This is a genomic window from Zarconia sp., assembly GCF_057467645.1.
In genome coordinates this window covers 1-11,199 of sequence record NZ_JBRJXU010000068.1, presented here as the reverse complement: position 1 = coordinate 11,199, position 11,199 = coordinate 1, and the positions used below count along the sequence as shown (strand labels likewise).

Genomic DNA, 11,199 nt, shown 5'->3' with positions numbered 1-11,199 from the left:
GTTCCCCGTTCCCCATTCCCCGTTCCCCATTCCCCGTTCCCCATGGCTGAAAATTTGTAACGTAAAGAGCGCGATCGGCTATACATCCATTGATTTCAGCTTGAAGCATCATTGTGAAAATGATAATTGACGAGCATTTTTCTAGTGAGTTTATCGCGGCAATCGAACGTTTTTACCCAAAAACGGCAGCATTACTGTCTCATTGCTATGTCAAAGTCATCAAAACGCAGTGGGGAAAACCTCCCAAACCATTACAGTATGTTGGAATTTACTGTCCCGAACCGTTTATTTCTTCCGTTCGATTTCAGCTCGAATTACTCCGAGAAGTCGCTCACTATCTAGGATTAACGGAGGTTGTTTGTGTCAATGCGACCCGACTCATTCGCGATCCGAAATCATCTCTCAAAGAATCGGATTCTCGTTTTTGGTTGGAGTTATGTTGGATCGCCCAGTAACTGAATTGGGTTGAGATTTTAGATTTTGGAGTGAATAGACGTTTCGAACGCAAAAAAATGGAATTAATTTTGAGATCGAAGAAATCGATTCCTTACCTCTTTCCCCTTTAACCCTTTTCCAGTAGAGCTTTAATGACTCTTTTCTGTCGAGATCGCACCATCCGCAATTCTTAAGAGGAAGAACCATGAACGCACAACCCATTTCCAATGAAGTTGCCTTGAGAATCGCCTTAGCTGCCAGGGCTTTACCCGAGATGTCCGTGTCAGATTTACTCGACGCACTGCACCTGAATCTCGGCGATACCCTCACGGAAACGAGCTTGAGTAAAATCACCGTCACCAATCTCAAAACCGCCTTCGGACAAACCTACGATCTCGATGGAGAAGAGGATGGCGAAGATGCAGATACCGGTGAAATTTCTGCTTTTAAGGAAGCTGTGAGGATACTGTGGGGGCAGATGGAGGAAGCAGAGGTCTTACCGGCGATCGAACCCTATATAGAAGAGGATATGCCCGGTTCCATTCGCGTTGCCGTCGCCTCCAACACTCAAGAGCTCTTAGACGGTCATTTTGGATCGTGTCTGCGCTATCTCATCTATCAACTCTCGGCAACGGACCTGAAACTCATCGATATTCGATCGGCGATTGAAGCCGATTTATCTGAAGATAAAAATGGTTTCCGAGTCAATTTAATTCAAGATTGTCACGTTTTATTCATCGTTTCCGTCGGAGGACCGGCTGCGGCAAAAGTCATAAAAGCCGGCATTTATCCGATGAAAAAACATGAAGGCGGTTCGGCACGAGAGATTCTCGGGGAACTCCAAAATGCGATCGCCACCTCTCCTCCCCCCTGGTTGGCCAAGATTATCGGCGTTGCCGCCGGTGAGCGGGTGAAGAATTACAGGGCATGAGGGGCTTCGGGGGCAACGAGCGCTTCGGGGGCTTCGGGGGCTTCGAGGGCATCAGAGGCTAAATTCTCCCTTGTCTCCTTGTCTCCTTGTCTCCTTGTCTCCTTGTCTCCCTTGTCTCCCCATCTCCTCATCCCCCCATCTCCCCATCTCCCTCAAAAACTCGACCCTTGGTTTCCACGCGAAACAGGTAGGTAATCAGAGCGGCGACGAGACAAATCGAGGCGAGCACCACGAGTAGGTTGGAAACCCCTAAAGCCTGTTGAACGAGGGGCAAGCCAAAGGTTCCGACTACCGCTCCGGCTTTGGCGACAGCGGCAGCAAACCCGGCACCGCTGGCGCGAATGGCAGTTGAGAAGACTTCTCCGGACAGTAAAAACGTGGTGGAGTTCGGTCCCATATTCATCATCACGTTGAAGACAATAAAACCGCCAAATAGCAGTACTAAATTCGGCGGTCCGCCTTCGAGTTCTCCCCCGGCACCAGATAGCATCAACAGTCCGATCGCCATGCCGAAAAAGCCCACCATTTGAAGCTTAATGCGACCGAAACGCTCGATCGAGGCGATCGCTAGCAAGAAACCGACAATCAAAAAGACATCGACGAATGCCGCACCTTTGGCAGCGGCGATTTCTCGCACCATTAAGTGGGTATCTTCGGTAAAGACAATGGCGGCAATAATGCTGGGGGTAAAAATCCCGATGCCGTAGGTGGCGATGTCTTGCAAAAACCAAGGAACGGATGCCAAAATCGTGCGCCGTCGGTATTGGGGGGAAAATAGCGCTTTGTAGGATAAACTCGGCGTTTCCTCGGGTGGATTGGTTTCGGGGGTAATGGCGATCGGGTAGGTTAAAATTTGCGTGGCGGCTTCTGAGGCGGCCTGATAGTTACCTTTGGCGATATAGTACAGGGGACTTTCGATGGCAAACGACAGGCGCAACCAGCCTATCAGGACGGCAAACAGCACCCCAACGCCTAACATCCACCGCCACCCGTAGTTGACGATCGCCTCCACGGACTCGGGATAGAGGTGGTTATAGATTTCCATGACGCTAAACCCGACGATCGCCCCCAGCAACGCGCCAACGGCCTGGAAGCTAAAGGCACTCACCACCATGCGACCGCGAAATCGAGATGGCACGTTTTCGGTGATGTAGGAAACGCTGATGGGATAATCCGCCCCAATCCCCACCCCAACTAAAAAGCGAAATAGAATTAACGACGTGGCATTCCACGCCAAGGCACTGGCCGCCGAGGCGATGATGAAAATCGCCACATCAATGGCCAACATCCGCTGGCGACCGATATTATCGGTAATCGGTCCCAACGTCCCAGACCCCACGAGGGCTCCAGCGACGGCAGCGACGGCAATGGCTCCGGTTTGTGCGGCATCGAGACCGAAATCGAGTCGGATGAACGGCATGGCAACGCCGATAATAAAAAAGTCGAAGCCATCGAGGGCAATCAGACCGGCAGACAACATCCACAGTACCCACATCGGTCGGGTAATTTTAGATTTGTCGAGTTGGTCTTGGAAAGATAAAGGCCCGGTGGTGGTTGTCATGCGATCGCAATAAAAGAATGGGGTATTGTCGCAGTTGCCAAGATGGTGAGGACAGCCTGAGTTCATAAAGCATATCGCTATATTCAAAATCAGGGAATGGTGGTCAGATTTCTCGATCGCTGTCGTTAACTATGGCTGTAACCCTTTCTCGCATCTCCAGTTTCTGACAATCCCCTGCGCCAAAAGGGCGATCGTCTTCCTCTCGATCGCCTAAGTCGCTCGAAAAGTCTCCTGACATCCGGCAATAATGGTATAGTCGCCGGCTTCCCATAGATGATAAATCCGATCGGGCAAAACTTCGGCGCACTCAACTTCGTGATATTTCTCTTGGGTCATCGTTCTGACTTGATTAATGGTAATGCGACCCAATTCGGTCTGGGCAAAATTCACAGCGGGGCGATACAATTCACCGTTGGAGATAAACGGAGTTCCGGCTGGTTTTGCCGATCGAACGTCAGTTTTAACGGGATTTTGAGGGTGGGGTTGCCATGTTCCGAATAGGTCATCTGCATAAAATAGGTTCAGATTATAGGTCTCACCATCATTGCGATCGGATGAAAACATCCACCAGATTCCTCGATCGTGCAGTAACGTATTTCCAGTTCCAGTAAAATTCTCGATCGCCACCTTTTCTATCTCCCATTGCAGGGGAAAGTTCGTCGATTTGTACAAAAGCAGTTTGTTCTCTGTCCGATTTTCAAGAACCATATAAATCTCGCTATCGACCTTTAAAATATATGGAGAGGATACCGAAAATTCCTCATTAATTATTATTTTTAATTCAGAGAACCGGCCATCTTCATAACAGGTATAGGCAATCGTTCCCTTTCGATCTCCTTCGGAGTAACATTCCAAAAATATATGTAATTGATTGCCATCAGCCAGTGCAGAAGGATGAAAATACGATCGACCTTGCGGCGGAGTTGAAAACCATTCGATTGATGGCTGTTCGTCTTTCTCTGGCAACGATTGAATCCGGGTACGGGCAACTCCGAAACTCGCCCGATTGACTAAAGTCAGACGCCGAACGGAATCTTGAAGCTTCTTGAGATTCTGTTGGAATAAAAAGTTAAGAAACTGAGCGTTGGTGGGCAGGTAATAAATCGGTGCTTTAGTCGAAGATGCTTCTCGATCGAAATAATCTGCATGATTATTTAAAATATCGACACAAACTTTTTTCGGCCATTTAGCACTTTCAAGGTAAACTCGATCCCGATTTTTGACATATGAGTCATCGGTTTTAAAGAAACCTTTTTTGAGTACCGTTCCCCCGTCGAGTTTATCTGTGATTCTCTGCAGTATGGCTCCGGTAATGCAATCTTGATTGTATATTTCCCAAAAGCAAGCGGGTCTGCCTCGATATTTCATTTCATCATCATGATGAAACGACCAAATCCCATATTTTGCCGTGTCTAAAATTTTGCCTCGGATAATACCACGGGAAAACTTTAAAATAAAATCCAAGTTACGCTCTTCGATTTCTGAAATATCGGAATCGTAAAAATATTCGGAAAACTTTCCTTTTTTCTGAATTTGACAATTCAAACTGGGAGTATCCGTTAATTTTGAAGATAGATCGACCGTTTGAACCGCTCGCGATCGATTTTTAGCCAAGGTAAAGTACTGGCTCCAAAGAAAGTGTTTGAATTTTTCCTTCCGCTTGAACTGTCCTTTTTTATGAAAAATAATTAACTGGCACTCAAGGCGATCGTGCTCGAGAAGGGAGAGAATCGCATTGGCTTGCCATTGTTGAAAATTTGTGCCGCTGCACATGATTCCGAATTTAATTGTTTTCTGATTTTCGGGAGGGCTAGTGTCAAAATTCATGTTCTAATCCCAATTATGTCTCGGCTATCTCGGAAAAATGATGCTGCTGTTGCAGACTTTGATAAAAGTGTTCGTAGCGGGGAATAATCCGCGAGCGATCGTATTGCCGAGCTTGTGAAATTGCCGCTGTGCTCGTGGCTTGATGTTGTTCTCGATCGGTAAGTAGTGTAACCGCTGCGTCCACTGCTGCACTGGGGTTTTCGGGTGGGAATAAAAAACCACTCACACCATGGCGAACCAGTTCTGGCAGTCCCCCAACCTGAGTCGCAACCACTGGAACGCCACAACTCATCGCTTCTAATGCAGCTAAACAGAAACTCTCTTGATGACTGGTAATCAACAGTAAATTGGTTTGCGACAAGAGCGGTATCACATCTTTTTGCACGCCCCAAAATATAACATCCTCTCGAAAATCGCTTCGATCGATAATTTCTTTCACCATTGGCAGCTCTGGACCATCACCAATTAACCACAACTGGGCATCGATTTTCTGACGTAAGGCAAAAAAAATATGGGCGATCGCCTGGGTATTTTTCACCGGTCGAAAATTAGAAATATGCACTAATTTGGGTTGTCTTGATTTGTCCCGTCCAATCCTTTGAATGGGAGTCGATCGAAACCGAGTGCAATCGACAAAATTGGGAATGACTTCGGGCAATTTGGGTAATGCAAAGACTTCAGCAGCCAGACGAGCGTAACAGTGCGACACGGTAGTTAGCCCGTCGAGTGCCCGTAATGCAGATGTCAGTTGGCGACCGATGACCGGATCGCGGCCGAGCAAGGTCACATCAGTGCCATGCAGAGTCCCCACCAGCAACGGGCAAGTCTCGTGCAATCTAGCTCGGACGCGGGCAAATATCTGGGCAAAGGGAACTGCATAATGAAAATGCAAAATTTCGAGTGCTTCGGATTGGATAATTTGACACACTCGATCGGTATAGGTCTCGAGTTCTGTATCCGACCAAACCGCATGCAAGCTAGCGGGATGGCGATCGCTTGCCGGATCGATTGCCCCAAGGTGATAGTGAATACCGCGATGACGATCGTCCCAACTTCCAGGAGGCACGGCTGGAATGATGAAATGTACCTGATGGTCTCGTTGAGCTAATGCCAGGGCTAGCTCTCGGGCGATCCGAACGCTGCCTCCTAAACTGGTATGACACATGATGCCAATGCGCACGGTCGATTTTCCTTAGAGTGAAGTTCTGAAACGTCGATTCTGACAAGAGCATGATGGACGAATCCCCACCCGCAGGTCAATCGATCGGACAAGATTCCAAACTGTTTTGATGCAATGCGAGCTTTTAACCTCGAAGGGATATTCTAAATCAAATCGCAATGTTTCAGTGTAAAACTGAATAGAGAAGAGACCCATCGAACGACGCAACAGTCTCAAGAGTTACCCGGAGGGATTTAGGAATTAGGATGTACATCGGACAACATACTCGTCAATGGCTCAAGGGAATACTGACGATTCAAAAATCAGTGATTCCGGCTATATTCCCCAGAGTGCTGTTTTGCAGTGCTTTTGGTTATCTCGTTTCTTGGCTCTACGTCAATGGCTGGTCCGTCTCTAATCCAGCACTGGGGAATTTAGTACCGACTTTGGTGCTGGGACTTTTACTCGTTTTTCGGACGAATACCGCTTACGATCGCTTCTGGGAAGGTCGCAAAATTTGGGGCAGTATTCTTTGTTCTTCACGCAATATTTCCCAACAAATCTGGGTTTTGGTGGATGAGAAGGAACCGGTCGATCGAACCCAGAAACAGGCCGCGTTGCGCCTGGTGATTGCTTTTGCTGTGGCCACCAAACTCTACCTGCGTGGCGAGCCGCTCGAGGAGCTGGCTCCATTGGTTTCCCCAGCCCAATACAATACGTTGCAAACCACCTCTCATCCCCCGCTCAAAGTTGCATTTTGGATTCGAGATTATCTCAATACCCAATATCAACGGGGTCGCTTGGATGTGTATCAACTCAATGAAATCGTCGAACTTTTGAATAAACTGGTGGACTATCTCGGAGGCTGCGAGCGAATTTTAAAAACCCCATTACCAGCGGCTTATTCTATTCATTTGAAGCAGTTACTCCTGATTTACTGTTTGATTTTGCCCTTTGACCTCGTTGCCGAGCTAGGTTGGATGACCGGGTTTTCCACGGGTTTGATTAGCTTCACCTTGCTCGGCATTGAGGAAATTGGTCTCGAAATTGAGAATCCTTTCGGTCACGACCCGAACGATCTCCCCCTAGATGCCATTTGTCAAGCCATCCAAGGCAACATTGAAGAGCTGAGTACCTTCGATTCGGGCGCTGGTCAGATCGAATCCCGATAACGGCTTGGAGGCGGTATAGCAGTCGCCACGAAAGTGAGGACGGTCTTCTGACACGAGCATCTCTCTCCCCCAGCCTCCCCAGCTCCCCTTACTCCCCCAGCTCGCTTTCACCGATGTCCTCACAACAATAGCGATTGCTATCTCTGCGCACTCGGGTTAGGGTGAAACGATGTGGGTTGCCAGCACGCTCAGCACTCGATCGGCAATCTCTGGGCGATCGTGCATCAATTTTCGCAATCGATCGCGATCGATAACCAACAGATGAGCATCCTCTCGAATTCGGGCGCTCGTCGAGCGGGGTAAGTTGGCGATGGCTTCCATCTCACCCAAGATGCTACCCGGTTCTACGGTTGTCATGGTAGGTGCGTTTTGCTCCGGGTCTTTCTGCGTACCTTTCAAAATCTCGATCGCCCCCTGAGTCAGAATATACATCTGTTCGCTGCGATCGCCCTGGCGGAATACATACGCATCGCGTTCCATGCGACACTCAGAAATCACCTGCGCCACTTCAGCGAGCTGCTCGTCATCCATCAACGAAAACAAGGGAATATTTTGGAGAATTGCCGTGCGATCGCATCTTCGAGCCATGGGAACCGCTAGGAGATTGGCAAACAGACGGAACGCGCCGAGGTGACCGGCGGGTAGTTGTCGAAAGAAGGTAAAGCCCGTATAAACATACGTTCCCCGACCGTAACTGGCAATGACCAGACAGCCATGTTTGGGATCTTCGCCGGGATCGTGACAGGAGAACACGGACTCGTAGCGCTCGTCCCACTCGCCAAAGAAGTACAGTCCCACATCCTGCTTCCAACCCAAAAACGATTCTTCACTCATCTGATTCGGGTAGTTGGCGAGAAAGTGGTCGGGTTGGAGAATTTCCGGAGAGGGGTCTTCTTCGATGGAAACGCGATCGTGAGGCTGATTGAATTTAAAGGGGTAAGGTGTAAATCCCTTCCCCTCAAACGCATATCCCTGATACTGGACGATGAGCGTGCCACCGCGCTCCACATAATCGAGGAAACGTTGGGCGCATTTACGTAAAGATTCTCGCACCACATAGGCATTGGGACCGATGACAATGGCATCAAATTGCTGCAAGTCGATAAATCCCATTTCTGCATCGGTAATCCCATGAAAGTCGATGCCGAAGCTGGTTAAAGATGCCCGAATCTTTTCTGCAATCCCCTCAACGTAGCCATAGCGCAGACCCGCCTCAAATTTGACATCAAGTACTTTGACATTGATGGTTGCGGGTTTGAGAATGTACGTTTCTTGAATGCAGTTGCTTTCAGAGGGGGAACCCGGTAAACCCGGCGTTGCCATCCGTACGGGATTGAGAACCACATCGTAATCCCGACCGTCTACGGAGATGACATAGCGCAATACATAATCGGCGGTGAGGGTATTTTCGGGGAGGACGACTTTAAACGTCAAGGTTTGAGCGCTCCCAACTTTACCCATCGCCAAATCGATATCAGCGGGTTCCACCTGCCAACCCGCTGGGACTTCCAGCCGCAAGCGACCGTTGACGCCATGATGCTCCATGTTACTGCGCGCGACGATCGAAAGTTCGAGAGCTTGCATCTTCCCATGGGCGTCTAGCAAGATGGTTTCCTGGTTGGCTGGATGGAGGGAGATGGGTGGAATCACCGCCAAAGGTAACGCTCGCGAACCCCCCATAAATTTCTCTCGGAACAATGCCGGTGCTTGCAAGGTTAAACGCTGTTGTTGGTAAACAATCTCGCAGGTTCCGCCCATTAACGGTGCGTTAAAAGGCTCTCCGACATAACCCTGGGGCCATTGATAGCGATAATGGTTGGGGGGATCGCTCAGCCAGTAAGGACAACTCATGGTCGAGTGACGATCGACGGTGACCTGATAGCTGGCACTCGCGTCTGACGAGGCTGTTGCACCAGCATCCTGCGGCTGTTGCTGCCATTCCGGTGGTAGATGGAGGGTCAAGTTCACCGAGTCCAGTGGCAGATTACGATGGTTCCACAGGTGCAAGTCGCATTGAAATTGTTGTCCTGGGGTTACTCGACCATCATCGGTGAGGCATTCCAATCGCAATCCCAGAGCGTGACAAATGAGGGTCTCAAAGTCTTGAATTTTTTGGGTCAGTGCCCGATCGAGCGCCTGTCGTCGTCGATCGTCATCGGGGAATTGGGTGGGTAAATCGGTTTGCAGTTCGCGCAAATAAACTAGACCCTCTAACAGGGGTTCGGCAACCTCGATCGTCCCGCAGGCAAAGCGTCCCATCGCGTCTTGCACTTTCTCTTTGGCCAGAAGCAGTTTTGTTCGCAGCCATTGGGAACCCTGACCGGGATAATCCGCAAGACCCGTGAGGGATGAGTCTAAGCCGTCGTACAAATCCGTTTCTCGATTTGGGGTGGGAACGAGACTTTTGTGCAGGGAAAAGTAGTAACAGAAATCCCCCGGCTTGGGAATGACTCCCATCCCTTGAGATTGATGTTGGTTGTAGGCAAGCCAAGCTTGTTCCTGATAGGTCATACCGGCGATCGGATCTAATTCGCCAGTGTTGATGCAAACAATGCCATCTGTTTCGTAGTCGGGGTTGCGATGACCGAAGAGATTCAAAGCCCCGCCGGCACTTTGGTCTCCGCCGGAGTTATTGCAGCTATAGTAAAACTTCTGAGGCTGCCAGGGGGCTAACCCGTCTTGAATCAACTCTGGGAACTGGTTGGGATCTCCGGCCGCTTCAAAAGCATCGTAGGTCACCAAACCGACGGCTTGATGGTGACCGTGAAAATCATCTGCCACGCCCCGCCAGCGAGACACGATAATCTGGGGTTGCACGGCACGGATGACGCGCACCATTTCCTTGAGGACTTCAGTTTTTCCCCATTTTTGCAAGCACTCTGCCGCCGTCTTGGTATAGCCAAAATCGATAAAAGGACCGTACAAGCAGGTGCCACCATCAATGGCTCGGGCATTATTGGCTTCCCAAGAACGAAAGACACCCAGCTCTGTATCTAGGTAAGGGGCAATCCGATTTTGTCCGGCTTCGCCACGAGTGGCCGACCAGTAAACGGCTTTGGCTCCATATTTATGGGAAATATAAGAGAGCAGTCCAATATCTTCGTCATCGGGATGAGCGGCGATGTGAAGGACAGTCCCGATCGTCTGTAACCCTTTTAAACTGTACAGTAGGGCATTTGTATCTCCGATCGGGTTCGAACTGAGCTTTTTCACCAGAAGTACTCCAAATTTTGAACTCTCCACGGCTTAAAAGACCGTGGATTCTAGGTTAGTGGCTCCAGCATCACAAAGCGTGTGCTGGAGCCACCCTGCGATACAATCGTCTCAAGTCACTGAACACGCTATAGCGCTGTGGGAGGTTCAATACTCCCGTAGACACCTTGGCTAGGCTAATACCTAGCTGTGTGCTTACTTTTCGGAGGATGTTGGCTGCCCCGTTGCAGTCAGCATTGACCATTTGACCGCTAGAAGCTCGATATAACCCCCGCTGCACTCGCTTTCCCGATGGCTTCCACTGGCTGGGTTTTTCACCGTGCCGAGGTAGAAAGTCACCATCCAAAAACGATGCTTTCGAGGTATAAGCTTCTTCAGTCTCCACAAACCGGATGCCGTACTCTTGGCACAACTGACGAATCCGTTCTTTGAGCCGTCCCGTGGGGATTTGGACGAATTGCTGATTTTGTACCCGACTCATATTCGCACCATCTTTCTGGCCGGGATTCCAACCGAAGACGATCGTACCGATTTTGTTCATCAGGCAGTGATTGACTAGGAATCGGGCAGTCTTGTTGATGGCGTCGCGCATTTGGTTGTTGCGCTGGGTGGTCACTCGGTCTAACTCGGCATCCCAGTATTTTTCGGGCTTGCCGGATTTGAGCTTCCCAACCCGCTTGTTATACCGAAGGTTCAGGCTTTTGAGCTTGCGACCGTCGATGATGAAAGATTTACCGAGGGTGGAGACGCAAGTTAACCAGTTGTCCCGACCGTGGTCTATTCCCAGCGCTTGGGTGCGATCGAGATGGTTCAGGGGGCAACGCGCACCTCGATTGAAGTAGACGTACTCGACGTAGAACTGACCCAGTTTCGGGAGGATTCGGACTTCGATAACGTCCTC

At 49.6% G+C, this 11,199-nt stretch carries 9 protein-coding genes; 3 read left to right on the top strand and 6 right to left on the bottom strand.

Annotated elements, in window-relative coordinates; genetic code table 11:
- The first annotated feature begins 119 nt into the window (after positions 1-119).
- On the top strand, positions 120-455 hold the full coding sequence (locus tag AC2215_RS10310; RefSeq protein ID WP_486809904.1) for a hypothetical protein: 336 nt from the start codon (positions 120-122) through the stop codon (positions 453-455).
- A 185-nt stretch (positions 456-640) separates the two neighbouring features.
- Positions 641-1,366 (top strand): dinitrogenase iron-molybdenum cofactor biosynthesis protein, encoded by a 726-nt coding sequence (locus tag AC2215_RS10305; protein WP_486809903.1) that lies wholly within the window; start codon positions 641-643, stop codon positions 1,364-1,366.
- On the opposite strand, the gene AC2215_RS10300 is transcribed toward AC2215_RS10305, so the two are convergent.
- The 4 genes from AC2215_RS10300 to bshA all read right to left on the bottom strand — a co-directional run bounded on the left by AC2215_RS10300 (position 1,354) and on the right by bshA (position 5,934).
- A complete protein-coding gene (locus AC2215_RS10300) occupies positions 1,354-1,497 on the bottom strand; it encodes a hypothetical protein (protein WP_486809902.1) in 144 nt (47 codons plus the stop codon). The genes AC2215_RS10305 and AC2215_RS10300 overlap by 13 nt on opposite strands.
- A complete protein-coding gene (locus tag AC2215_RS10295; protein ID WP_486809901.1) occupies positions 1,494-2,993 on the bottom strand; it encodes an MFS transporter in 1,500 nt (499 codons plus the stop codon). The genes AC2215_RS10300 and AC2215_RS10295 overlap by 4 nt, the downstream gene beginning before the upstream one ends.
- Before the next feature lie 144 nt (positions 2,994-3,137).
- A complete protein-coding gene (locus AC2215_RS10290) occupies positions 3,138-4,700 on the bottom strand; it encodes a glucosamine inositolphosphorylceramide transferase family protein (RefSeq protein WP_486809900.1) in 1,563 nt (520 codons plus the stop codon).
- Between the two features lie 67 nt (positions 4,701-4,767).
- On the bottom strand, positions 4,768-5,934 hold the full coding sequence (gene bshA, locus AC2215_RS10285) for an N-acetyl-alpha-D-glucosaminyl L-malate synthase BshA (protein WP_486809899.1): 1,167 nt from the start codon (positions 5,932-5,934) through the stop codon (positions 4,768-4,770).
- 245 nt (positions 5,935-6,179) lie between these two features.
- Between bshA and AC2215_RS10280 the strand changes: the two genes are divergently transcribed.
- On the top strand, positions 6,180-7,085 hold the full coding sequence (locus AC2215_RS10280) for a bestrophin family protein (RefSeq protein ID WP_486809898.1): 906 nt from the start codon (positions 6,180-6,182) through the stop codon (positions 7,083-7,085).
- Positions 7,086-7,241: 156 nt separating this feature from the next.
- Here AC2215_RS10280 and AC2215_RS10275 read toward each other — a convergent pair whose 3' ends face one another.
- Positions 7,242-10,298: a cyclic nucleotide-binding domain-containing protein gene (locus tag AC2215_RS10275; protein WP_486809897.1), complete on the bottom strand. Its 3,057-nt coding sequence runs from the start codon at positions 10,296-10,298 to the stop codon at positions 7,242-7,244.
- Between the two features lie 70 nt (positions 10,299-10,368).
- The coding region (locus AC2215_RS10270; RefSeq protein ID WP_486809896.1) for an RNA-guided endonuclease InsQ/TnpB family protein at positions 10,369-11,199 on the bottom strand (831 nt) is incomplete at its 5' end.

What these genes read in the sequence shown, in the direction of transcription:
- AC2215_RS10280 (WP_486809898.1), top strand. Translation starts at nt 6,180, where the DNA reads ATGTACATCGGACAACATACTCGTCAATGGCTCAAGGGAATACTGACG.
- AC2215_RS10305 (WP_486809903.1), top strand. Translation starts at nt 641, where the DNA reads ATGAACGCACAACCCATTTCCAATGAAGTTGCCTTGAGAATCGCCTTA.
- AC2215_RS10295 (WP_486809901.1), bottom strand. Translation starts at nt 2,993, where the DNA reads ATGAACTCAGGCTGTCCTCACCATCTTGGCAACTGCGACAATACCCCA.
- AC2215_RS10290 (WP_486809900.1), bottom strand. Translation starts at nt 4,700, where the DNA reads ATGTGCAGCGGCACAAATTTTCAACAATGGCAAGCCAATGCGATTCTC.
- AC2215_RS10310 (WP_486809904.1), top strand. Translation starts at nt 120, where the DNA reads ATGATAATTGACGAGCATTTTTCTAGTGAGTTTATCGCGGCAATCGAA.
- AC2215_RS10300 (WP_486809902.1), bottom strand. Translation starts at nt 1,497, where the DNA reads ATGAGGAGATGGGGAGACAAGGGAGACAAGGAGACAAGGAGACAAGGA.